The following is a 23,505-nucleotide window of genomic DNA, read 5'->3' as shown; positions in this document are numbered from 1 at the left end:
GTCCGGATTCGACAAGGAGTGAGCGAATGATGCTGATCCCTCATCCAGCCGTTCTGCGCAAACTCGTGGACGAGTACGAGGCTCTGCTGGCCGAGGAGGCCGAGACCGGCCGGGGCTGGGCGGGACCACGGGCGCAGGACCTGGCCTACACCCTGTGCGTGACCACCGGGACACGCGACGTCAGACGGGCCCTGGAGGCGGCCCACCGCCTGCTGGCGGCGGGGTCGGCGGACCACCACTTCCGGCCGACCGCCACCCCCGTCGCCGACTGAACGGAACGCGAGCCACGGCCGTGCCCGAATGCGCACTCCGGCGCACCGGGCACGGCTGCGTGAGGACGACCGGAACGGAAGGACCGAGACAGACCATGACAGCGGACGAGCCCGCGGAGCACGACGAGGTGGAGCGGCTGCGCGCCGAGGTGCGCGGACTGCGCGTCCGTGCCCGCACCCGTCCGCTGATCGCCCAGGCGCAGGGCATCCTGCAGGAGCGCTACCGGCTCTCCGACGCGGACAGCGCGTTCGCGCTGCTGCAGCGGGCCTCGCAGCGCCACAACGTCAAACTGCGGACGCTCGCGCGCGTCCTGGTCGCCGCCCCGCGGCCCGGGACGGACGAGCTGTGGTTCCCGCAGCGAGTCCGGGAGCCCGAACCCGCGCTCGGCTTCGTGCCGCAGCACCGGCCGGACGCCGGCAACCGCGGCGCGGTCCTGAGCGCGGTCCTGACCCGGACCCTCGCCGTCGTCGGCGCCGACATGGGCAATGTCCAGGTGGCCGACCGGGTCGACGGCGGCCTGTACATCGAGAAGCACACCGGTCTCACCGAGGAGTTCGTCGACTTCTTCGCGTACGTCGGTGACGACGGCACCGCCTGCGCCAAGGCCGCGCGTGACATCGCCCAGGTCACCGTCCGGGACGTGGAGAGCGACCCGGTGTTCGACGAACCGGCCCGGGCGGCGATCCTCGCCGCGGGCTGCCGGGGCGTGCACAGCGTTCCGCTGACGACCACTTCGGGTCTGTGCGTCGGCATGGTGTCGGCGCATGTCGCACACCGCCTGGACGAGCTGTCCCGCGCCCAGCTCAAGGCCCTGGACGTGCTGGGCGCCGAGAGCGGCCGCTGGCTCGCCTGGCACGAGGGCACCGTCGTCCTGGACGCCCTGGAACATGTGCACGCCCTCGGCCGCGACGGGTGGGGCACACGGATGCGGAGGTCCTGAGCGCCGGGCGGGTGTGCGGGGGCCGGGGCGGGGCAATCGGACGACGGGAGGGCCGGATGAATTCCAGTGCTATGTCACATACCACTCGCATGGACGCCGAGCGGGCGGCGCGGGGATCCGTGACCGAGGGCGCCGCCCGTGCCGGGCTCGCCGCGCGAGGCACGATCTATCTGCTGGTCGGGGCGCTGGCCCTGCAGGTCGCCTTCGGCGACACGAACCAGCAGGCGGACCGGGGCGGCGCCGTCGCCGAACTGGCCCGGCAGCCCTTCGGTGCCGTTCTGCTGTGGGCCCTGGGCCTGGGCCTCGTCGGCATGGCGCTGTGGCGCCTTTCGGAGGCCGTCTTCGGCTCGGTCGGGAAGGACGGCCGCAGCGTGCGGAAGCGGCTGCTCGCTCTCGTCCGCTGTGTCTTCTACGCCTTCGTCGCCTACTCGGTGCTGGCGTTCGCGGCCGGCCCGCACGGGGGGAGCGGCGGCTCCAGCGACCGGCAGTCCCGCGACGTCACCGCCCGGGCGCTCGACCTGCCGGCCGGACAGTGGCTGGTGGGCGCGGCCGGCGCGGGGGTCGTGATGGCCGGCCTGTGGGTGGGCGCACGGGCCGTGCGCCGGGACTACCGCCGTGATCTCAAGCTCGGCCGGATGTCCCGCTGGGCGATCCGGCTCGTGGACGTCACGGGCGTGGCGGGCGGGGCGGCGCGCGGACTGGTGTTCGCCGCCGCGGGATGCTTCGCGGTGCGTGCCGCCGTCGACTACCGGCCGGACCGGGCCAAGGGGCTCGACGACACCCTGCGTTCCTTCGCCCACACCCCGCTCGGCCCATGGCTGCTGGCCTGCGTCGCCGCCGGTCTGGTGCTGTTCGGTGTGTTCTCCTTCGCACTCGCCCGGTGGCGGCGGGTCTGACCCGGGCGAGGCTGGGCACACGGACGGGATGAACGAATCCGAGTTCCCACCCGAGCACCGGCCCGTCGACATGTACCTCGGAATCCTGCGCACCCGGATGGACACGGACGACTACCGGCTCCTGCTCGACGTCGTGGAGCCCGTCCTGCAGGCGATCGAGGAGGAGCGGCTGCCGGCGCTGGACTTCGCACTCGACGGCGAGGGCACCGACGGACTGCCCCAGGAGATCCGCGACGAGGCCGCCCTGGTCATCGCCGCGGCCGTCACCGGCAGGCTGGACAACGAGGTCATCGAGATCCAGCTGGAGGAGACCGGCCCGATCCGCGTGGTCACCGACGCGGACACCGCCTCCGATCCGGCGCGGCTCGGCGAGATCGCCGACTACATCCGGGAGCGGCACCGCCAGAACGAGGAGTTGCGCGGCATCGCGGAGGCGAGCGGGCTGCCCACGGACTTCTGAGGGCCTCCGGCTTCCGCAGGCCCGCCGACTTCCGGGGCACTCACCGCTCGGGCGCGGCCACCGGCACCTTCAGCGGCCGGCCCAGTCCCACCACGGCCTCGTCGAGCCGCTGGAGATGCCTGAGCACCCGGTCGGTGATCCGCCCGTACCGTGAGCCGCCGGGCAGCTCGGACTCCAGCAGGGAGGCGATGCTCGGGCCCGTCTCGATCGCGACGGCGGCCCGCTCGTCGGCGACCCGGGCGCTGACGGCACGGATGTTGCCCAGGATGCGCTGCCCGGCCCGGCGCAGCCGCGGATCGGCCGCGATGGACGGATGGGTGGGCAGCAGCTCGGCCATCGCGGCCAGCGAACGGGAGTGGTAGGCGCACGTCTCCAGGAGCGCCACGACATAGCGGGCCGTGTCGCGCCGGGTTCGCAGCGGTGAGACCGGATGCGTGAGCGGCTGGGTCGCGGCCCGCAGATCGGCCAGCGCCTGGTCCAGGTCGCGCGCCCGGTCCAGCAGCTCGTCCGGCGGTCCGCCGCTGAGCTGGTCGATCGCGGCCCCGGTGACCTCGGCGAGCCGCTCCAGCGTGGTGACGAGGAGATCGTTCGTACGGCGGTCCGTGTGCACCGGCAGCACGAGTGCCGCCGCGATGATCCCGCAGGCCGCGCCCAGCGCCGTCTCCTCCACCCGCAGCACCAGCACCGACAGGCTGTAGGTGTGCAGCAGCGTGTACAGGACGCCGAGGGCCGCCGTGACGAAGAACGACATCAGCGTGTACGACAGCGGCGCCGTGTAGAACATCGCGAACACGCACAGCAGCACCAGCGCGAACGCCGTCCAGGTGTGACGGCCGACCAGCCCGGCGAGCAGCAGCCCGGCCACGACGCCGAGGACGGTGCCCAGCAGCCGCCGGTAGCCCTTGACCAGGATCTCGCCCGTCGAAGCCGTGTTGAGGAAGACGATCCAGCAGGTCAGCACCGCCCAGTACCAGCGCTGACTGGAGAGGAACTCGCCGCCGACGATCGCCAGCGACGACCCCACCGCGACCTGCACGGCCGCCCGCGTGGTCGGTCGCTCCCACCCCTTGGGCCGGTCCTGGGCCTCCGTCCCGCCCGCGTCGATGGCGGCGTCCTCGGCGTCCAGCTCCTCCCGGGAGCGCGCCGTCGACGGGGTGTCGTCCGACTCGTCCCGCGGTCCGCCCAGCGCGATCCTGAGCCCGAGCACGGCCCTCGCCGCCTCGCCGATGCCCCGGAAGACGTCCTGGACGGCGGGGGAGGCCTTCGGCAGGTTCTCCTCGTCCCGGTAGCCCAGCAGCCGGTTGCGCACCTGGGCCAGACCGGTGCCCGTCCCCGCGGAGACGGGCCGCAGGACCAGCAGACGCAGCGCCTCCAGATCGCGGCGCAGGACGGCGGTCGCCTCCTCCCGCACCGGCAGCAGACCGCCCTCCGGGACGGGCGCGCCCGGCAGATGCAGGGTCAGGGTGTCGGCCCGCTCGGCGCTGCGCGCCGTCAGCAGCAGCAGCCCCAGCCGCTCCGCGGCGATCTCGGCGTCCGCGATCCGCCGCTGCACCAGCCGCGCCACGGCCTCGTCGTCGGTGCCGTCCTCCAGCCGGCCCTGGATCATCATGGCCGTCTCGTGCAGCCGCGCGGTCCCGTCGCGTACGGCGACCAGCGCCCTGTCGATCTCCTCGGGACCGGCGTCGAGCAGCTCCAGCTGCGCCGACACCAGCTGGGCGAGCCGGGCCCGGAAGGCGTCGCGCAGCCGCTCCAGGATGCCCGCGGGCGTCTCCGGCACGAGGACGAACCGCACCAGGGCGCTGCTCGCGAAGGCCACCGCGACCACCCCGTACAGCTGCGGCAGGGTCGAGGCGGTGGCGCCGACGAACAGGGACATGAAGTAGATCTGGAAGCCCATGAGCCCCAGCGCGGTACCGCGGTCGCCGAACCGGCGGGCGTAGACCGCGCAGAAGATCAGGGCGACGAAGAAGACGTCACCGGCCACCACCCGGGAGTGCAGCACCGCCGCCAGGGTCAGCGAGGCCAGCGCCACCGGCAGGCCCAGCGCGAGCGTGCGGGCCTGCCGCGCCCGTTGCTTCTCCCGGATGGCGAACGTGGCCACCATCGCCGCGATCGCCCCGCCCACCAGATGGGGCACATCGGCCCCCAGCAGGACGAGCACGACCAGCGTGAGGGCGATGGCGCCGACGGTCCGCAGGCCCGCCGCCAGTCGCAGCAGCCCCGGGTCGGAGGCCGCGACGAGATCGCGCAGCCTCGCCCGGACCGACCCACCCACTGCCCTCACGCCGCCGTACTCACTCCCGCTTCACGTCATGATCCGGATCTCAGCATGACACGAGACGGCCGGTGCGCCTGGGCCCGGCTCATGCCCCCTGGCCGCCCTGTCCCTCGATCCGCTCCCGCACCTGTTCCGGTGTCAGGTAGGCGTCGGTGTACTCGAAGTCCTTCAGTTTGGCGGCCTTGCGGGCCTGGAAGCCGGTGCGCACGAAGTCGTCGCCGGCGATCGCGTTCAGCGTCCAGTTGGTGGCGACACGGACCTTGGCCACGTTGGTGCGCAGCGCCATCCAGTGATAGCCGCGGGCGGCGAACTGGGCGGGCAGGCCGTGCAGTTCGATGCCGAGCGGCTTGGACACCGCGTCCTTGCCGCCGAGGTCCACGACGAGGCCGAGGTCCTTGTGCACATACGGCGTCAGGGGCTTGCCCCGCAGGGTCGCGATGACGTTGTCGGCGATGTGCTTGCCCTGGCGCATCGCGTGCTGGGCCGTGGGCGGGCAGACCGCGGCGTCGTCGTCCTTGGCCTTGTCGGGCACCGCGGCGGAGTCGCCCAGCGCGAACACGCCGTCGTGGCCGGGCAGGTTCATCTCGGCGGTGACCGCGAGCCGGCCTCGGACCGTCTCCGCGCCGAGCGTCGCGATCAGCGGGCTCGCGACCACACCGGCGGTCCAGATCAGGGTGCGGGTCGGCACCACCCGGCCGTCGGTGAAGGTGACCTCCTCGGGGCCCGCCTTCTCGATGGAGACGCCCAGCGAGACCTCGATGCCCCGGCGGGCCAGGATCTGCTGGGCGCTGCGGCCCAGCTTGTCGCCCAGCTCGGGCATCAACTTCGGCGCGATGTCGATGAGATGCCACTTGATCAGCTTCGGGTCGATGCGCGGGTAGCGCTTGACCGCGGCGTGGGTGAGTTTCTGCAGACAGGCGGCGGTCTCCGTGCCGGCGTATCCGCCGCCGACGACCACGAACTGCAGCCTCGACTCGCGCTCCGCCGGGTCCTGGCTGGCGTCGGCCAGGTCGAGCTGGGAGATGACGTGGTCGCGGATGTAGGCGGCCTCGGCGAGGGTCTTCATGCCGAAGGCGTGCTCGGTCAGCCCCGGGATGTCGAAGGTGCGGGTCACGCTTCCGGGGGCCAGCACGATGTAGTCGTAGGGCTCGTTGACGATCTGGTCGGTGATGGTGCGGATGACGCACACCTTGGCCTTGAGGTCGACGCCGATCGCGCCGCCGGGAATGATCCGGGTGCGGTACTTCCTGCTGCGGCGCAGCGAGACGGCGATCGACTGGGGCGTCAGCACACCGGAGGCGACCTGGGGCAGCAGCGGCAGATACAGCTGGTAGGAGAAAGGCGTCACCAGTGTGACGTCGGCTTCGTCGGGCCCGAGTTTCCGCTCCAGCCGGCGCACGCACTCCACGCCGGCGAAACCCGCGCCGACCACCAGGATCCTGGGTCGTGTCACGTCGTTCATCCCTTTCTGCGGCTCCAGGCGGTCTGCATCCAACGCCCTTCGCATGCCCTGGATCGCTGCTCGCACCACATCGATCCCACCGCGGCCCCAGCCGTTCCGCCAGCTGGACGCGGCAGGCAGACGAACGCGTCGAGGACAACCTTGCCCGCCCCACCGCCGAAACGCACCGGGCCGGAGACAACCTTTTGGATCACAGGGCCCCGGCACGCCGTGGACGGCTACCCCGTGACATGGCACAGCAGCAGACAGACGTCGTCGTCGCGTTCGGAGTCGCTCAGCATCGGGTCCAGCACGCGGTCGGCCGAACCGTCCAGGTCCGCCAGGTCCGCGGGGCCGAAGGACCCCAGCGCGTCCGCGAGGCGCGCTATGCCCGGATCTATGCCCTGGGCCCGGCGTTCCACCAGACCGTCCGTGTAGAGGGCCAGGGTGGAGCCCGGCGGCAGGGGCACGGTGTGGTCGTCGATCTCCTGGGACAGCGGGATGCCCAGCATGGCGCCGGGCTTCGCGTCCAGCGTGTGCACCCGCCCGTCGGGAGTGCGCAGCAGGGGCGGGGGGTGGCCCGCGGCGGCCCAGGTCAGTGAGGGCTGACCGGGCCGGAACCGGGCGATGACGGCGGTGGCGTAGAGGTCGGGCTGGAGATGGTGCAGGAACGTGTGCAGCCGGGTCAGCAGTGTGCCCGGACTGCCGCCGTCCACGGCGTACGCCCGCAGCGCGGTGCGCAGTTGGCTCATCATGACGGCCGCGTGCAGCCCGTGCCCGGTGACGTCGCCGACCACGGCGATCAGGGACCCGTCGGGCTGGCGGAAGGCGTCGTACCAGTCACCGCCGATGTTCAGTCCGTGCGTCGCCGGCAGATAGCGGGCGGCCAGGCTGAGGCCCGGCCCGGCGGGCAGGTCGGTGAGCAGGGCCCGCTGGAGCGTCTCGGCGATGTCGCGGTTGTGCTCGAAGCGCCGGGCGTTGTCGATCGCCACGCTGGCCCGCCGGGCGAACTCGATGAGCATGACCACGTCGTCCGGGTCCCAGCCGTCGCCGGGCGGTGCCAGGGTCAGCACCCCCAGGGGAGCCCGGCGGGTGGGCAACGGGACACACAGCAGGGGGCTTTCGGGATCCAGTGCGGACGGCGGCTGGTGGTCGACCCCGGGCAGGCCGCCGGGCTCGCGGGCGGCGTACTGGGGGCGTCCGGTGCGGGCCGCGACCACGGCCGCGGCCGGGTGCGGCGCCGCGGTACGCCGGTCGTCGTCACCGTCGAACAGCCAGACGTCGACGCTGCGGGCGTACTCCGGGACGAGGAGCTCCGGAAGCCGGCGCACCACCTCGTCGTGGTCGAGCGAGGAGGTCAGGGCGGCGCTCGCGTCGGCCAGGAAGGTGAGGCGCCGGCGGGCGCTCTCCGCCTCCTCGCGGGCCCTGCGCTCGGCGCCGAACGCCTCCTGCTGGGCCTGACCGGCGGCGTCCAGCTCCGCGTGCAGGGCGAGCACGCCCTGGTTGGTCTGGTGCAGTTCGTCCCGGTGGAACGCGACCAGCCGCTCCTGCTCGGACAGCCGCTCCAGCAGCAGGGCCGTGTCCTCGTCGGCGCCCAGCAGGGACTCGGCCAGGGCCGCAGGGGAGTCCTCCACCGGCCCGATCTCGGCGATGGGCGTCCGCGCGCAGGGGACGGTCGTGCGCCACGGGGGATGCGCGGCGGGATCGGAGGCGGTCAACGTGAGCCGTAGCCGCGCCAGTTCGGCGGGCGGCTCGCTGACGTGCAGCGTGAGCCGCCACGAGCCGCCCTTGGCCAGGCACTGCCGGAGCTGGGCGCTGAGCGCCGTGGCCAGACGGGTGCGTCCGACCGACGGCACGGCGTACGCCGACGCCACGCGGGCGGTGGCGATGCGCGCCAGGGCTGCGTCGGTGACGGTGTCGATCTGCCAGGTGCGCCTCATCGGCCCTCTCGCGGTACGGGGGCCAGGACGGCCACGGTGGTGTCGTCACGGGCGGGGCGGGCGGCACTGCCGCTGTCGCGCAGGGTGACCGCCGCGAGGACGGCCGGGTCGGCCGTGAGCAGATCCGGTGCGGACGTCGGCCTGGTACGGCTGGGGAGGCCGTCGCTGTGCAGGAGCAGCACCCGGTCGGAGCCCCAGGCCCGCACGTCCTCGCGCAGGGTCCTGGGCCGGTGGACACCCACGATGCCGGGACGCGACAGCAGGCAGTGCCAGGCGTCCCCCTCCCACAGCCACGCTCCCGCGTTGCCCAGGCCGGCGAAGCGGAAGGTGCCGGTACCGGTGTCGACCTGGGCCACGGCGACGGCCGCGCCCCGGGTGCCCCGCAGGGCGGTGTCCAGGCGACCCAGGGCCTCGGCCGGGGGGAGATGCGCGGACCGGCGCAGCGCCTCCACCGCCGCCGTCGAGGCATGCGCGGCCTGCCGCCCGTGCCCCAGGCCGTCGGCCAGCAGCAGCGTCACCCGGTCCCCGTCCCGGACCCACGCCCAGGCGTCGCCCGAGTACTCGGCCCCGCCGAAGGGGAGGCTGATCCCGCCGGCCCGTAATCCGCACACCGCCGGCACGGCTGCCCGTGCTCCGGCACCGATCCGGGCCAGCGCCACGGTGCCCCGGCCCGGGGTGCTGTGCAGCGCGAAGCTGTCGGCGACGCGCCGGCAGGTACCGAGACCGGCGCCCAGGGAGCTCGTGGTCGTGAAGCCGTCGCCGAGGGCGGCCGCCACATCGGGGATGCCGGGCCCGTGGTCGATCGCCGCGATCTGCACCAGGCGGGCCGGCTCGCCGCCGTCCGCCGCCTCCGGCTCGGGCACCACCTCGATGAGCAGCCTTCCGCCCCGGCCGTGCTTGAGCAGGTTCGTGGCCAGTTCCGTCGCCACCAGCGCGGCGGACGCCGTCCGTGCCTCGTCGAACTCGGTCAGCCGCGCGGCGTGCTCCACGGCGACCCGGGCGTCGCGCACCCGGGTCGAGTCCTGGACGGGCACGTCCCAGACGCGGGCCATCAGCGTCCTCCGTAGGCGGCGGGCGCGGCCGATGCCCAGCACACGACCGTGACCGTCGTGCCCGATCCCGGAGTGCTGTCGATGGTGAACTCGTGCACCAGACGACGGGCACCGCCCAGACCCATGCCCAGACCGCCGCCCGAGGTGTAGCCGTCGCCGAGCGCCCGCTCGATGTCCGCGATGCCCGGTCCCTCGTCGCTGAAGACCAGCCGGAGGCCGCGAACCGGCCCGCGGGTCACCTCGGCCGCGTCCATCCGGCCGCCCCCGCCGTGCACCAGCGTGTTGCGGGCCAGCTCGCTCGCCGCGGTGACCAGCTTGGTCTGCGCCACCAGGCCGAAGCCGAGCAGCCCGGCGGCCTGGCGCACATGACCGCGCACCCACGCCAGATCCATCTCCGAACGGATCGGCAGGCTCGCCTCGACAGCTGCGGACGACGGCATCAAGGATGCTCCTGGGGCGCTCCGCCGTGGCCGGCGACCGGACCGTGACTCGCCAGCAGCTCCACGGCCGACTCGGTGGTGAGGGCGGTACGCAGACCCGGCAGGGTCAGGCCGAGCTCCACCAGCGTGATCGCCACCGCCGGGCGCATCCCGGCCACCACGGTCCGGGCCGCCAGCAGTGAGGCCCCGGCGGCGATCTCCGCCAGTACCCGGCCCAGGAACGAGTCGACGATCTCCACCCCGGAGATGTCGATCACCACCCCGGTCACCCCGCTGCTCGCGACGCGCTCGGCGAGGTCCTGCTGCAGCTGCTGCGCCGTGCTGTCCTGAAGGTCGCCCTGGAGCGTGACCAGCAGGACCTCTCCGAGGCGCAGCACCGGCACATGGCCCGTGAGGCCGTGCTGGAATCCGTTCGTCATCGCGTGCCCACACCACCGGACGCCGGCCCGACGACGGCGACACCGAGCTCGTGCAGTGCGTAGGCGAGCGCGTCCGCCAGGCTCGCGCGGGTCACCACCGTGCCGAGGTCCAGGCCGAGGTGGACGATGGTCTGGGCGATCGCGGGGCGGATGCCCGACACCACGCACTCGGCGCCCATCAGCCGGGCGGCCGCCACGGTCTTCATCAGATGCTGGGCCACCAGTGAGTCCACCGTCGGCACCCCGGTGATGTCCAGGATGGCGAAGCGGGCGTGCTGCTCGACGATGGCCTCCAGCAGCGTCTCCATGACCACCTGGCTGCGCGCGCTGTCGAGCGTCCCGATCAGAGGGACGGCCACGATGCCGTCCCAGAGCTTGATCACGGGGGTCGCCACCTCGATGAGCTGGAGCTGCTGTCGCTCGATGAGGGCCTGACCCTCGGACAGCGCCGTGTCCAGCACAACCAGCCGCAGGGTCCCCATCAGCACCGTCAGGGCGGTCGCGCGCTCCCGCACCTCCTGGGGCGAACCGTCCGGGAACTCCTCGACGAGCAGGTCCGCGATCGGCGGGCGCAGGGCGTCCACCTCGGCCGACACCTGCGCCATGGTGATCCCGGCGCGTGCGCGCGCGCTGGTCATCCGGCCCAACTGCTCGCGCACCGCGGTGAACCCGGGGGCCTCCGTGTCGTGCACCCGGTCCGACTCGGCGACCTGGACCAGCGCCTCGACGACCGTCCGGGCGGCCTCCACGGCCTCGTCCCGCGAGACGGTGAACACGCTGCGGAACAAGGGCTCGTCGGCCCACCGCTGTGCGATCCGCTCGCGATGGCGGTACAGGAAGTCCCCGACCTGCCGAGCCGACGATCCCTGTCGTACTGCCGCTTCGTGTTCCGGCACCTGCGCTCTCCTCATCCGAGTCGTCCCTGTGGCGTTCGCCCCGTGGCCTTCGCCCGGTCACGGGCCGCGCCCATCATTGCCGGACGACAACTGTAATGAGGCTGAGCCGTTACAGACGCCCGGGGTTCGGTCCGCCTAGACGGCCGGCTCCCTGCCGAACCAGTCGAGACAGACGACCAGTGCGTCGTCGTCCCCCTCCGGCCGCCCGCGATGGCTGCCGAGCTCCCGCAGCACCGCGGCGGGCACGTCGGCGGCCGGCAGCAGCCGGGTCGCCATGATCGCCCGGGCGAGGGCCCGCTCCCCGTACTCCTCACCGCCCGGCGCCACGACCGAGTGGACGCCGTCGCTGACGAACAGAAGACGGTCGCCCGGCTCCAGCCGGAACTCCTGCGCCGCGTAGTGGGTCTCCTCGAACATGCCGAGGGGAAGCTGGGCGTCGGGATCGAGGCGGGTGACGGCGCCCTCCCGCAGCAGCAGCATCCGCGGCGATCCCGCGTCGACGACCCGCACCGTCCCGGAGGACAGTTCGAGGTCGACGAGCAGCACGGACAGATACGCCTCGCCCCGGTAGCGGGCGTACAGGGCCTGGTCGGCGAGAGCGGCCTGGTCGTCGATGGGGACGCCGGCCCGCCGGGCGTTGCGCAACGCGTTGATCCCCAGGCTGGTGAGCAGGGACGCCTCGATGCCCTCTCCCATGCCGTTGGTCACGTACAACAGCAGTCGGTCGGCCGAAGCCGACCAGTCGAAGTTGTCGCCGAAGATGGCGTACGCGGGCTCCAGCTGGGCGCCGAGGGCGTACTGCGGCCCGGAGCAGGACCGGGCCGGGAGCAGCTGCCACTGCATCTCTGCGGCGAGGGTCAGCCGGTCCCGGCGCCGGGCCCACTGGTACACGTCGGTGTCGCGTTCGGCCACCACCACCTCGTGCCCCAGGAGCCGGGCCACCTCGGCGAGTTCCTCCACCTCGGTGTCGAGCCGGGCGCCCGGCGGGAAGGTGACGGAGAGCACGCCGAGCCGGTCCCCGCGTACGGTGACCGGTAGATGGACGCACACCCGGCCGTCCCCGTCCTGTGTGACGAAGGGCTGCTGCGCCCCGAAGGCACGCCCGGCCGCGCTGCCGTGCACGGGCAGCACATGCTCCGGAGGGGCGGGCCTGGTGGAGACGGGCTGCAGCACGGTCAGCCCGTAGTCGACCAGGAGGAACTCCGCGCTCTGGGCGCCGTATCGGCCGCACAGCACGTCGCGGACGACGGCCGGCAACTGGTAGGGAGCCGCGGAGCGCAGTGCGCGCCCGGCGGCCACAAGTCTCTTCACGTCTTCGGTCATGTCGTTCCGTACGAGGCTGACAGCGGTGGGGATGCCTGAGAAGGTGTGCGGGTGACGATCTCGCCCGACCCGCGCCCGCAGCCCTCGGAAGTGGCGCGCGTGACCTCCGAGGCGGCCGAGCTGCTGGAGGTCCTGTGGGGCCGGGCCTCGACAGCGCCGGTCTCCGCCTCGCAGCTGCGCGTGCTCTTCGTCCTGGAACACAACGAAGGGATCAACCTGCGCACGCTCGCCGACGCGCTGGGCTCCACGCCCCCGTCGACCAGCCGCCTGTGCGACCGGCTGCAGGCCGTCGGATTCGTGGAGCGCAGGCCCGCCGTCACCAGCCGGCGGGAACTGGAGCTGTACCTGAGCCGGCGCGGCCGGGCCTTCCTGACCGACCTGCGCGCCCGTCGGGAGAGCGCCCTCGAGTCCGTCCTCGAGCAGATGCCGCCCGCCGGGCGGACCGCACTGCTCAGGGGGCTGGAGGCGTTCTGTGCCGCCGCCGCGGCACAGATACACGAGGAGGGCGAGTCCACCGCTCGTTCCGCCTGACGCCGCTCCATGCCCAGCCCTTCCCGCGCGAGTGCGCTCACTCTGTTGCCTCCCCCCGACAGTTGTCAAACGGCAACTGTTATCAGGCCTGTGCCTCTCCGACCAGGGCGAGTGCCTCGTCGGCGCTCTCCGAAACCGGCACGGTGATGCTGACTCCGGTGAGATCCAGAATCCGGCGCACGGCGGGCGTGGGGGAGATGATGTGCACACTGCCGGGCAGATCACGGGCCTCCTGGTAGACGCGGAGAATGATGTTCATGCCGGACGAGTCCATGAACGGCACGTCCGAGAGGTCGAGCAGGAAGTGCCGGCGGCCGTGATGCAGCTGGTTGGCCAGATGGTGCTGGAACTCGGTCGCGGTGTCGACGTCCAAAAAGCCCTGCACCGTGATCAGGGCCACATCCTCGCGAGGCAGGCTGACTTCGACGGACAAGGGGTTCTGGGCAACAGACACATCTACCTCCAACAACAACGGGTCGCGGCGTTCACCGCGGATGCGCGATTACCCCTGAACACGCATGTCATGCACCGCATGTCCCCAGCCGGGTGAGCCGACGCCGGTGGCGAATGCGAGCGGGAGAGCCGGGTAACTGCTGGTGTGGAGCCCCGGCCCGGGCTCCACACGGAGCGACGCGGAACATCGGAAGGCTGTTTGGAGTGGAGCGGTGAGCGGTGTGGGCCGGATGCCCGGTGGGACACGGGTCGCGCCCCAGGTGACGACCGCGGCCCAGGCGCGGGCGTACACGCGGTCGGTGGTCCGGGAACAGTGGGACTCGGGCGCGCGGACGGCACGCGAGGAGGACGTGATCGACCTGCTGCTGGTCGTCTCCGAACTCGTCACCAACGCCATCCGGCACGGCGGCGGGCTGGGAGCCTTCGAGGTCGCCCTCGCACCGGACGGTGTCCGTGTCGCCGTGCGCGACAGCAGTGACGCCGTCCCCGATGTCGCGCGCCGCGCCGCGGCCCTCCCCGTGGGGCACCACGCGCACGGCTACGGCTGGCCGCTCGTCGTCCGTCTGACGCGTGAGATCGTGATCGACCGGCACCGCGAGGGCGGCAAGACCATTCGTGTGCTGGTACCGCTGCACGCCTCCGGGTGACGCCCTCACCAGGGGAGAAAGACGTGGATGTCCTTCCCGTCCGCCTGGATGACGACGCTGACCTGACTGCACAGGGTATGGATCAGATGCCAGCCGACCCCGCCGCCCCCGCCGCGGTCGAAGGGACGCGGCGCCGGCGGGGTGGTGCTCGTGTCGTGGACGACGACGTGTACGCCGTCGAAGGTTCTGCGCAGCCGGACCTCGAAGGGGCCCGGTGCGTACTGGACCACGTTGGCGGTGAGCTCCGCGACGACCAGGAGGATGTCGTCCCAGTGCTCCCGGGCGGCCGGTGGCGTCACCCGGGCGAGGTCCTCCAGGAAACCCTCCGCGTCGAGGCGCGCGTCCGTCACGTCATGCAGCTCGCCCGCATAACGCCCGACCCGTTGTGGGACGTCCCCGGAGAGCGGACCTCCCTGTCCACGGCGTTCGGCTGCCATCTCACCTTCTCGCTCCGGCCCGGCCGGTCGGCCCGGCTCACTCGCCCCTGCCGTTTCTTGGTTCCCGGGTCGGCGACGCCTACGCATTCCAGGAGCGGTCGGTCCGCACCGGCCCGCGGCGACACCCCTGCTCAGCGGAAGACGTTGTCCGCCTCGTCCCAGCCGGACAGCTCGTCCGGCACCATCTGCCGCGGGGCGCGCGAGCGGGCCTGGTACATCGCGTCGATCTCGAAGGCGTAGTGCCGCACGATCGCGTCCCTGCGCAGCTTCATGGACGGCGTCAGCAGGCCGTTGGCCTGGTCGAACTGCTCCGGCAGCACCCGGAAGACCCGGATCGACTCCGAGCGCGACACGGCGCTGTTGGCCGCCGCGACGGCCCGGCCGATCTCCTCGCGCAGCGCGTTCTCCTCCCGGGCCTCCCGGCTCGGCACGTCGCTCTGCAGCGACAGGGAGCCGCGCCAGTACGCCAGGAACTGCGGGTCCAGTGTGATCAGGGCCCCCACACAGGGCCGGTTGTCGCCGACGACGACCGCCTGGTGGATCAGCGGATGCATCCGCAGCCGCTGCTCCAGGGCGGCCGGCGCGACGTTCTTTCCGCTGGTGGTGACGATGATGTCCTTCTTGCGGCCGGTGATCGTGAGATAGCCCTCGGAGTCCAGCTGCCCGATGTCCCCGGTGGCCAGCCAGCCGCCGCGCAGGACGGTGCGGGTCGCCGCCTCGGCGTTGATGTAGCCCTGGAACACCGAGGGCCCGCGGACCAGGATCTCTCCGTCGTCGGCCACGATGATGTCGTTGCCCGGGAGCGCCTGCCCGACCGTGCCCGACATCTCCCGCCCCAGCGGCTGCGCGGTGACCCCGCCGGCGGCCTCGGTGAGGCCGTAGCCGTCGTTGACGTAGATCCCGATGCCCTCGTAGAAGAGGGAGAGCTCCCGGCTGAGGGGCGAGCCGCCCGATGTCGCGCGGACCACCCGGCCGCCGAGCGCCGCCCGCAGCTTGCGGTACACCGTGCGCTCGAACAGCGCGTGCTGCAGCCGCAGGTCGAAGCCGGGGCCCGAGCCGCCGCCCAGCCGCTGCCGTTCCAGGGCCGCCGCGAAGTCCCGCGCGGTGTCCGCGGCCCGCTCGAACAGCGCGCCTCGGCCCGTCTCCTGGGCGGCGCGCAGGAAGTTCTTGTAGATCTTCTCCAGCAGCGAGGGAACCGCGCAGAGATAGGTGGGGCGGAACGACCGCAGGGACGCCGAGAGCGCCTCCTCGGTCATGTCCGGCTCATGGGCCATCAGCATGCCGCCGCGGATGCACAGGCTCTGCACCAGTAGGCCGTAGACATGGGAGAAGGGCAGGAAGGCGAGGACGGACGCCTGCCGCCCGCCCGGCGGGACCACCGTGTGGCCCCAGCCCTCCAGCAGGGTGTCGCAGGGGCTCGCCAGGTTGCGGTGGCTGAGCGCGCAGCCCAGCGCGCGGCCCGTGGACCCGGAGGTGTAGGTGATGGCCGCGGTGGAGTCCGGCAGCACGATCCGGCGCAGCGACTCGACCGTGGCCAGCGGGATGAAGGCGCCCCGCTCCACCAGCTGGGACATGGCTCCCGCGTCCAGCTGCCAGACGTGGCGCAGCAGCGGCAGCGCACCGCACACCGAGCCGACCGTCATCACGGCCTGCTCGTCCTCCACCACGACGGCCACACAGCCGGCGTCCCGGAGGATCCACTCGACCTGGTCGCGCGCGGAGGTCGGGTAGATGGGGACGACCTCGGCGCCCAGCGCCCACAGCGCGTAGCTGAGCACGGTCCACTCGTAGCGGGTGCGCGCCATGATCGCCACGCGGTGGCCGGGCGAGATCCCCGACGCGACCAGGCCCTTGGCCAGGTCCATCACCTCGTCCCGCACCTCGACGGCGGTCACCTCCTCCCATGTGGTGGAGGCGGGGTCGGGACGGCGGGCCAGCAGCGGAAGGGTGGGTTCGAGGGCCGCCATGTCGAAGAGGCTGTCGGCCAGCCCGCCGGTCAGGGGCGCGACGGTGCGGGGAGCGAGGGCGACATCGCGCATGCGCTGCTCCTGAGCTGTACGGAGGGTGACCGTGCCGACGGGTTCTGTTGTCGACGGTGCTCGAATCTAACCCAGGTGGGTTCGGATGGTGACCGGAACGTGTGAAGTTGCGGAGCTGTGATGATCTCGGGGTGGAGCATCCCTACTCCTGCGTATGACGCACGCACGCGACGACCACCTCCCGCAGGCTTCCCGTCCGCTCCAGCAGCTCGCGCTGCACCCGCGCTCCCGTACCGCCCTCCAGCAGCGCCGCACAGCCCGCGCGGGCCCGCTCCAGGTCGCCGCTCTCCGCGAGGGCCTCCTCGACGTGCTGCAACAGCCCCGCCACCACGTTCTCGGCCGGCAGCCGCCGCATCGTCGCCGGGTGCAGCAGCTCCCTCGTCAGCCCGGAGCGCGCGGCCTGCCAGGAGGCCAGCCGGAGCAGGCTCACACTGTGGTCGATGGGTGCGCGGCCCGCCCGCCACTCCCGCGCCGCGGTCTCCACCAGCCCCCGGGCCAGCAGGGCGATGAGCACCGCCGTCCTCGCGTGCAGGCACACGTCCGCCACCCGGATCTCCACCGTCGGATACCGCCGGGACAACCGCGCGTCGAAGTACACCATCCCCTCGTCCAGGATCACCCCGCTCGCCACCATGTCCGCCACCCGCCGGTGATAACGCTCGGCCGAACCGAACACCTCGGACGGACCGGCCGACGGCCAGCGCGGCCACACCCGGCTGCGGTAGCTGTCGTAGCAGGTGTCCTTGCCCTGCCAGAAAGGGGAGTTGACGCTGAGGGCCGCCAGCACCGACAGCCACGGGCGGATCCGGTCGAGGACCGCGACGCCCTCCTCGTCGGACTCGACGGACACATGGACATGGCAGCCCAGCACCAGCTGCTCCCGCGCGGCGATGCCGTACTGCTCCGCCATCCACTGGTAGCGGCTGCCCCTCGTGACCGACGGTCTGACCGGCAGGGGCGAGGAGGCGAGCGCGGCCACCGCGCACCCGATCTCAGCCGCGTGCCGGGCGGCCTCCCGGCGGCAGCGGACGATCTCCTCGTTCAGGTCCGCCATGTCGACCTGGGGATGCGTGGCGAACTCCAGCATCTGGCCGTACAGCTCCTTCTCGAACACACCCCGGTCCTGGTCGCACTGCTGCGCCCGGGCGAGGAGGGCGGCGGACAGCGCCTTCGGGTCGCCGGTCTCCGGGTCCACCAGGAGGAGTTCCTCCTCCACTCCGACAGTGCGCACGTGGGCTGCCTCCGGGACATCGCTGTGGATACGACGTCACCGGGTACCCACACGTTCGGTCAGTGCAACGGGGTCAGCCACACCGTCGCGAGAGGGGGCAGGGTGAGGGTGATCGTCCCTTCCTCGGGTTTGAGGTCGTCGGCGTTGGTGACGTCGCCGCCGCCGTAGCACGCGGCGTCGGTGTTGAGGATCTCCCGCCAGGCCGGGATGTCGTCCGGGACGCCGAGGCGGTAGTCGTGGCGGACGACGGGGGAGAGGTGGGAGACCGCGAGCAGGGGCGAGCCGTCGGCGGCGAAGCGCAGGAACGCGAAGACGTTGTCCTCCGCCGCGTCGCCGATCACCCAGCTGAAGCCCCCGGGATCGGTGTCCCGCTGCCACAGCGCGGGCGTACGGAGATAGACCGCGTTGAGGTCGCGGACCAGGTCCCTGACCCCGCGGTGGTCGGCCTGTGCCCCGTACGCCGGATCGAGCAGCCACCAGTCCGGGCCGTGCGGCTCCGACCACTCGCCGCCCTGGGCGAACTCCTGCCCCATGAAGAGGAGTTGCTTGCCGGGGTGGGCCCACATGAAGCCCAGATACGCGCGATGGTTGGCACGCCGCTGCCACCAGTCGCCGGGCATCTTCGACACCAGCGCCTGCTTGCCGTGGACGACTTCGTCGTGGGAGATGGGCAGGATGTAGTTCTCGCTGTAGGCGTACACCATCGAGAAGGTCATCTCGTTGTGGTGGTACTTGCGGTGCACCGGCTCATGGGCCATGTAGCCGAGGGAGTCGTGCATCCAGCCCATGTTCCACTTCAGGCCGAAGCCCAGACCACCGCTGTCGGTGGGGCGGGTCACCCCGTCCCACGCCGTCGACTCCTCGGCGATCGTCACCACACCCGGCGCCCGCCGGTACACGGTCGCGTTCATCTCCTGCAGGAACGCCATCGCGTCCAGGTCCTCGCGCCCGCCGTGCACATTCGGGGTCCACTGGCCGGAGTCCCGCGAGTAGTCGAGATAGAGCATGGAGGCGACGGCATCGACCCGCAGCCCGTCGATGTGGAACTCCTCGCACCAGTAGACGGCGTTCGCCACCAGGAAGTTGCGCACCTCGGTCCGCCCGAAGTCGAACTCGTAGGTCCCCCAGTCCGGATGCTCGGCCCGCCGCGAGTCTCCCGGCTCGTACAGGGGATCCCCGTCGAACCGGGCGAGCGCCCAGTCGTCCTTGGGGAAGTGCGCGGGCACCCAGTCCACGATCACCCCGATACCGGCCCGGTGCAGCGCGTCCACCAGGTACTTGAAGTCGTCCGGCGTCCCCAGCCGTGAGGTCGGCGCGTAGAAGCCGGTGACCTGGTAGCCCCAGGAGCCGGAGAAGGGGTGGTGGGCGACCGGCATGAACTCGACGTGGGTGAAGCCCAGGCCGCCGACGTAGGCGGGCAGTTCGTCGGCGAGTTGACGGTACGTCAGCCCTGGGCGCCAGGACGGGAGATGGACCTCGTAGACCGAGAAGGGCGCCTCGTGCACCGGGATGTCACCCCTGTGCGCCATCCAGTCGGCGTCGTCCCATGCGTAGTGCGAGGCGTGCACGATCGACGCCGTGTCCGGCGGGACCTCCGCGTGGCGGGCCATGGGGTCGGCCTTGAGGAAACGGCCGCCGTAGCGGGAGGTGATCTCGAACTTGTAGCGCGCGTCCTCGCCGATACCGGGCACGAACAGCTCCCACACACCGGACGCGCCCAGCGAGCGCATGGGCAGCGCCGTGCCGTCCCAGCAGGTGAACTCCCCGGTGACGCGCACCCCTTGGGCGTTCGGCGCCCACACGGTGAAGCGGGTGCCGGTGACGCCCTCGTGCGTCATCGGCTCGGCGCCGAGCGCCTTCCACAGCTGCTCGTGCCGGCCCTCGCGGATGAGGTGGAGGTCGAGCTCGCCGAGGGCGGGCAGAAAGCGGTACGGGTCCGCCGACTCGTGCTCACCGTCGGCGTACCGCACCGCCAGGGTGTACGCGGGGATGCCGGTCAGCGGCAGCACCCCGGAGAAGAGGCCGTCGCCCTCCGAGGTCAGCCGGTGCCGCTCGCCTTCGATGACGACGGCGACCGTCCGGGCGTACGGCCGCAGGGCGCGGAAGGCGATCCCGCCCGGCACCGGGTGGGCGCCGAGCAGGGCGTGCGGGTCGTGATGGCGGCCGGACAGCAGGCGTTCGCGGTCGCCCGGGTCCAGGGCGGGGGCCGCCCCGGTGGGCGCCGGGCCGGATGCCTCGGGCAGTGATGTGTCACGCAGGGCCACGGGGTCAGCCTCCTCTCACGGCGAGACGCTCGATCGCCGCCATCGGTACGGGGAGCCAGTCGGGGCGGTGCCGGGCCTCGTACAGCACCTCGTACACGGCTCGGTCGGTCTCGTGGGCGCGCAGCAGCCCGTGCTTCTTGCGCGGATCCCAGCCGGCCCGCTCGGCGTAGCCCGCGCAGTAGGCCTCCCGGCAGCGGCGCGCCCACTCCGGGCGCCAGGGGCGGCGCTGCCGGGCCGCGTAGTCGAAGGAGCGCAGCATGCCGGCGATGTCGCGCACCGGGGACTGGGCGGCCCGGCGCTCGGCCAGCGGACGGGACGGCTCGCCCTCGAAGTCGATCACGAACCAGTCCCGGCCCGCCCGCAGCACCTGCCCCAGGTGCAGGTCGCCGTGGATGCGCTGGGCGGGCGGCCCGGGGTCGCAGGCGACCAGGGCGCCGAAGGCGGTACGCAGCCCGGGCACGTACGGCCGCAGTGCCGGCACGGCGTGCGCGGCGGCGTCGAGCCGGTCGGCCATCGCCACCGCCGTCCGGCCGCCCTCGTCATGGGCCCCGGTCGGGAAGGCGGCACCCAGCGCGAGATGCACCTCGGCGGTGGCCCGCCCCAGCTCACGGGCCTGCGCGGTGAAGTCGTCACCCGAGGCGAGCGCCTGCAGCGCCAGCGTCCAGCCGTCGGAGGCGTCGCGCAGAAACGGCTGCAGCACTCCGAGGGTCGCCTCGTGGGGATACGTCGTCCGGAACCACGCCACCGGCGCGGGCACCCGCCGGCAGCCCTGCCCGGCCAGCGCGCCGGGCACCTCCAGGTCCGGGTTGACCCCGGGCTGGATGCGTCGGAAGACCTTGAGGATGAACTCCTCGCCGTACACCAGCGAGGAGTTGGACTGCTCGGCCTCCAGCACCCGCGGCACCAGGCCGGCGGGCACCTTCGTCCCCGGGTCGGCCTCGAATCGCAGCGGACCCGACATGCCGGGCTGCCGCAGCCGCTCCAGCAGCAACTGCGCGGTCCTGGGCTCCTGGAGCGCGTCGTACACCGTCAGACCGGCCAGCGGGCCGGTCTCCGCCCTGCCGATCAGGGCCCGTCCGTGACGGGGCGACAGATGCCGGCGCACGCCGAGCAGCAGCTGGTAGCAGTCGTGTCCGGCCTGCACGAGCAGATGCAGACAGCCCGGGAACAGCTCGGTCAGGGAGAGCAGGCCGAGTTCCGTGACGGGCCGGTCCTTGCCCGCGAACCAGCGCTGCCGCGGCAGCCACTCCCGCAGCAGCCCGGCCAGCGAGGCCATGGGATCGGTGACGACCTCGGGTCTCGGGCTCAGAAATGCGGTCTTCGCCATGGTGACGCGTCCTTTCCTCGGCATACGCTCAAGATCGTCGGCCGATGCGGGATGCGACTCGGGTGAGCCGGAACCAGTAGAAGCCGTGACCGGCCAGCGTCAGCAGATACGGCAGCTCACCGATGGCCGGGAAACGCACCCCGCCGATCAGCTCCACCGGATGCCTCCCGTCGTACGCGCGCAGGTCGAGCTCGGTCGGCTGGGCGAACCGGGAGAAGTTGTTGACGCACAGCACGAGATCGTCTCCGTGCTCCCGCAGGAAGGCCAGGACCGCCGGGTTGGAGGACTGGAGCTCCGTGAAGGAGCCGAGCCCGAAGGCGGGGTTCTGCTTGCGGATCTCGATCATCCGGCGGGTCCAGTGCAGCAGGGAGGACGGGGAGGCCATGGACGCCTCGACGTTGGTCACCTGGTAGCCGTGGACGGGGTCCATGATCGTCGGCAGGAAGAGACGGCCCGGATCGCAGGACGAGAAGCCCGCGTTGCGGTCGGGGGTCCACTGCATGGGGGTGCGTACGGCGTCGCGGTCGCCGAGCCAGATGTTGTCGCCCATGCCGATCTCGTCGCCGTAGTAGAGGATCGGCGAGCCGGGCAGCGACAGCAGCAGGGCGGTGAACAGCTCGATCTGGTTGCGGTCGTTGTCGAGCAGGGGGGCGAGCCGGCGGCGGATGCCGATGTTGGCGCGCATCCGCGGGTCCTTCGCGTATTCGGCCCACATGTAGTCGCGTTCCTCGTCGGTGACCATCTCGAGGGTCAGCTCGTCGTGGTTGCGCAGGAAGATGCCCCACTGGCAGTTCGACGGGATCGCCGGGGTCTTGGCGAGGATTTCCGAGACGGGATAGCGCGATTCCCTTCGCACCGCCATGAAGATGCGCGGCATGACGGGGAAGTGGAAGGCCATGTGGCACTCGTCGCCGCCGGACTGGTAGTCGCCGAAGTAGTCGACGACGTCCTCGGGCCACTGGTTGGCCTCGGCCAGCAGGACCGTGTCGGGGTAGTGGGCGTCGATGTCGAGGCGGACCCGCCGGAGGAAGGCGTGGGTGGCGGGCAGATTCTCGCAGTTGGTGCCCTCCTCGGCGTAGAGGTAGGGCACGGCGTCGAGGCGGAAGCCGTCGATGCCCAGGTCCAGCCAGAAGCGCAGGGCGGCCAGGATCTCCTCCTGCACCGCCGGGTTCTCGTAGTTCAGGTCGGGCTGGTGCGAGAAGAAGCGGTGGAAGAAGTACTGTCCCCTGACCGGGTCGAAGGTCCAGTTGGAGGCCTCGGTGTCGACGAAGATGATCCGGGCGTCCGGATACTGTTTGTCGTCGTCGGCCCACATGTAGTAGTCGCCGTAGGGCCCGTCGGGGTTCTTCCGGGACTCCTGGAACCACGGGTGCTGGTCGCTGGTGTGGTTCATGACGAAGTCGATGATGACGCGCATCCCGCGCTGGTGGGCGGCGTCCACGAACTCCACGAAGTCCGCGAGGTCGCCGAACTCCGGGAGGACCGCGGTGTAGTCGGAGACGTCGTAGCCGCCGTCCCTGAGCGGTGACTTGAAGAACGGCGGCAGCCAGAGGCAGTCGACGCCGAGCCACTGCAGATAGTCCAGCTTGGCCGTGATGCCCTTGAGGTCGCCGACTCCGTCGCCGTTGCTGTCCTGGAAGGAGCGGACGAGGACCTCGTAGAAGACCGCGCGCTTGAACCAATCCGGGTCACGGTCCTTGGCGGGCGTGTCCTCGAAGGTGTCCTGAACGGGTTCGTTGACGATCATGTTGTGGGTGACCCTCCGATCTGCGGGGTGGACGGTCGCAGGACGGTCAATACGTGCGCCGGACGAGTGCCCGGTTCGAGACGTACGTAATTGTTCCTGCCCCAGTGATAGGTCTCACCGGTGAGCTCGTCGCGCACCGGCACCGACTCGTGCCAGTCCAGGCCGAGTTGCGGCATGTCCAACGAGACCGTGGCCTCCTGGGTGTGGTGAGGGTCGAGGTTGGCGACCACCAGAACCGTGTTCGAACCGCTCCGTTTCGAATACGCGATCACCGCGTCCTTGTCCGCGTGGTGGAAGTGCAGGTCGCGCAGCTGTTGGAGGGCGGGACTGGCGCGCCGGACGGCGTTGAGTCGGGTGATGAGGGGGGTGATGGTGCGGCCCTGGCGTTCGGCGGTGTCCCAGTCGCGGGGTTTGAGCTGGTACTTCTCGGAGTCGAGGTATTCCTCGCTGCCTTCGCGCAGGGGGGTGTTC

The 23,505-nt window shown here is 71.9% G+C and carries 22 protein-coding genes; 6 read left to right on the top strand and 16 right to left on the bottom strand.

Going from position 1 to position 23,505, the window contains the following annotated elements; all coding sequences use genetic code 11:
* Positions 1-29: 29 nt before the first annotated feature.
* From ABZT17_RS16960 to ABZT17_RS16945, 4 genes are all read left to right on the top strand, one after another.
* Positions 30-272, top strand: coding sequence for a DUF5133 domain-containing protein (locus tag ABZT17_RS16960; protein WP_356349492.1), 243 nt, complete (start codon positions 30-32; stop codon positions 270-272).
* A gap of 95 nt (positions 273-367) precedes the next feature.
* Positions 368-1,213: an ANTAR domain-containing protein gene (locus tag ABZT17_RS16955; RefSeq protein ID WP_356349341.1), complete on the top strand. Its 846-nt coding sequence runs from the start codon at positions 368-370 to the stop codon at positions 1,211-1,213.
* A 56-nt stretch (positions 1,214-1,269) separates the two neighbouring features.
* Positions 1,270-2,109 (top strand): DUF1206 domain-containing protein, encoded by an 840-nt coding sequence (locus ABZT17_RS16950; protein ID WP_356349338.1) that lies wholly within the window; start codon positions 1,270-1,272, stop codon positions 2,107-2,109.
* A 28-nt stretch (positions 2,110-2,137) separates the two neighbouring features.
* The gene (locus ABZT17_RS16945; protein ID WP_356349336.1) at positions 2,138-2,569 is read left to right on the top strand and encodes a hypothetical protein; all 432 of its coding nucleotides are present in this window, start codon (positions 2,138-2,140) and stop codon (positions 2,567-2,569) included.
* A 40-nt stretch (positions 2,570-2,609) separates the two neighbouring features.
* Here the strand turns inward: ABZT17_RS16945 and ABZT17_RS16940 are convergent, their stop codons facing one another.
* From ABZT17_RS16940 to ABZT17_RS16905, 8 genes are all read right to left on the bottom strand, one after another.
* Positions 2,610-4,853 carry an FUSC family protein gene (locus ABZT17_RS16940; protein WP_356349333.1) on the bottom strand — a complete coding sequence of 748 codons (2,244 nt, stop codon included), beginning with the start codon at positions 4,851-4,853 and terminating at the stop codon, positions 2,610-2,612.
* A 79-nt stretch (positions 4,854-4,932) separates the two neighbouring features.
* Positions 4,933-6,309 (bottom strand): NAD(P)/FAD-dependent oxidoreductase, encoded by a 1,377-nt coding sequence (locus ABZT17_RS16935; protein WP_356349331.1) that lies wholly within the window; start codon positions 6,307-6,309, stop codon positions 4,933-4,935.
* A 218-nt stretch (positions 6,310-6,527) separates the two neighbouring features.
* Entirely contained in the window at positions 6,528-8,228 is a 1,701-nt protein-coding gene (locus tag ABZT17_RS16930; RefSeq protein WP_356349329.1) for a SpoIIE family protein phosphatase, read from the bottom strand.
* Entirely contained in the window at positions 8,225-9,280 is a 1,056-nt protein-coding gene (locus ABZT17_RS16925) for an ATP-binding SpoIIE family protein phosphatase (protein ID WP_356349326.1), read from the bottom strand. Before ABZT17_RS16925 ends, ABZT17_RS16930 begins: the two co-directional genes overlap by 4 nt.
* Positions 9,280-9,720 carry an anti-sigma regulatory factor gene (locus ABZT17_RS16920; protein WP_356349324.1) on the bottom strand — a complete coding sequence of 147 codons (441 nt, stop codon included), beginning with the start codon at positions 9,718-9,720 and terminating at the stop codon, positions 9,280-9,282. Before ABZT17_RS16920 ends, ABZT17_RS16925 begins: the two co-directional genes overlap by 1 nt.
* On the bottom strand, positions 9,720-10,139 hold the full coding sequence (locus ABZT17_RS16915; protein WP_356349321.1) for an STAS domain-containing protein: 420 nt from the start codon (positions 10,137-10,139) through the stop codon (positions 9,720-9,722). The genes ABZT17_RS16920 and ABZT17_RS16915 overlap by 1 nt, the downstream gene beginning before the upstream one ends.
* Positions 10,136-11,035: an STAS domain-containing protein gene (locus ABZT17_RS16910; RefSeq protein ID WP_356349318.1), complete on the bottom strand. Its 900-nt coding sequence runs from the start codon at positions 11,033-11,035 to the stop codon at positions 10,136-10,138. The genes ABZT17_RS16915 and ABZT17_RS16910 overlap by 4 nt, the downstream gene beginning before the upstream one ends.
* 135 nt (positions 11,036-11,170) lie before the next feature.
* Positions 11,171-12,358 carry a PP2C family protein-serine/threonine phosphatase gene (locus ABZT17_RS16905; RefSeq protein ID WP_356349316.1) on the bottom strand — a complete coding sequence of 396 codons (1,188 nt, stop codon included), beginning with the start codon at positions 12,356-12,358 and terminating at the stop codon, positions 11,171-11,173.
* A 57-nt stretch (positions 12,359-12,415) separates the two neighbouring features.
* Here ABZT17_RS16905 and ABZT17_RS16900 point away from each other — a divergent pair, with 57 nt between their 5' ends.
* The gene (locus tag ABZT17_RS16900) at positions 12,416-12,889 is read left to right on the top strand and encodes a MarR family transcriptional regulator (protein WP_356349490.1); all 474 of its coding nucleotides are present in this window, start codon (positions 12,416-12,418) and stop codon (positions 12,887-12,889) included.
* Positions 12,890-12,971: 82 nt separating this feature from the next.
* Here the strand turns inward: ABZT17_RS16900 and ABZT17_RS16895 are convergent, their stop codons facing one another.
* Positions 12,972-13,343, bottom strand: a complete 372-nt coding sequence (locus ABZT17_RS16895) for an anti-sigma factor antagonist (protein WP_356349313.1) — start codon at positions 13,341-13,343, stop codon at positions 12,972-12,974.
* A 211-nt stretch (positions 13,344-13,554) separates the two neighbouring features.
* Between ABZT17_RS16895 and ABZT17_RS16890 the strand changes: the two genes are divergently transcribed.
* The gene (locus ABZT17_RS16890) at positions 13,555-13,989 is read left to right on the top strand and encodes an ATP-binding protein (protein ID WP_356349310.1); all 435 of its coding nucleotides are present in this window, start codon (positions 13,555-13,557) and stop codon (positions 13,987-13,989) included.
* 5 nt (positions 13,990-13,994) lie between these two features.
* On the opposite strand, the gene ABZT17_RS16885 is transcribed toward ABZT17_RS16890, so the two are convergent.
* The 7 genes from ABZT17_RS16885 to ABZT17_RS16855 all read right to left on the bottom strand — a co-directional run.
* The gene (locus tag ABZT17_RS16885; RefSeq protein WP_356349308.1) at positions 13,995-14,426 is read right to left on the bottom strand and encodes an ATP-binding protein; all 432 of its coding nucleotides are present in this window, start codon (positions 14,424-14,426) and stop codon (positions 13,995-13,997) included.
* Between the two features lie 131 nt (positions 14,427-14,557).
* Entirely contained in the window at positions 14,558-16,465 is a 1,908-nt protein-coding gene (locus ABZT17_RS16880; protein WP_356349306.1) for an AMP-dependent synthetase/ligase, read from the bottom strand.
* 142 nt (positions 16,466-16,607) lie between these two features.
* On the bottom strand, positions 16,608-17,696 hold the full coding sequence (locus ABZT17_RS16875; RefSeq protein WP_356349303.1) for a glutamate--cysteine ligase: 1,089 nt from the start codon (positions 17,694-17,696) through the stop codon (positions 16,608-16,610).
* A gap of 59 nt (positions 17,697-17,755) precedes the next feature.
* Positions 17,756-19,960: a 1,4-alpha-glucan branching enzyme gene (gene glgB / locus ABZT17_RS16870; RefSeq protein ID WP_356349301.1), complete on the bottom strand. Its 2,205-nt coding sequence runs from the start codon at positions 19,958-19,960 to the stop codon at positions 17,756-17,758.
* A gap of 4 nt (positions 19,961-19,964) precedes the next feature.
* Positions 19,965-21,287: a maltokinase gene (locus tag ABZT17_RS16865; RefSeq protein WP_356349299.1), complete on the bottom strand. Its 1,323-nt coding sequence runs from the start codon at positions 21,285-21,287 to the stop codon at positions 19,965-19,967.
* A gap of 28 nt (positions 21,288-21,315) precedes the next feature.
* Positions 21,316-23,034, bottom strand: coding sequence for a maltose alpha-D-glucosyltransferase (gene treS, locus ABZT17_RS16860; RefSeq protein ID WP_356349296.1), 1,719 nt, complete (start codon positions 23,032-23,034; stop codon positions 21,316-21,318).
* Positions 23,031-23,505, bottom strand: a 475-nt coding sequence (locus ABZT17_RS16855; RefSeq protein WP_356349293.1) for an alpha-glucosidase C-terminal domain-containing protein, incomplete at its 5' end; no start/stop codon positions are given. The genes treS and ABZT17_RS16855, both read right to left, overlap by 4 nt.

It is taken from the genome of Streptomyces sp. NPDC005648 (assembly GCF_040605395.1).
In the GTDB taxonomy this organism is placed as follows: domain Bacteria; phylum Actinomycetota; class Actinomycetes; order Streptomycetales; family Streptomycetaceae; genus Streptomyces.
This window is presented reverse-complemented; position numbering and strand designations above follow the sequence as displayed.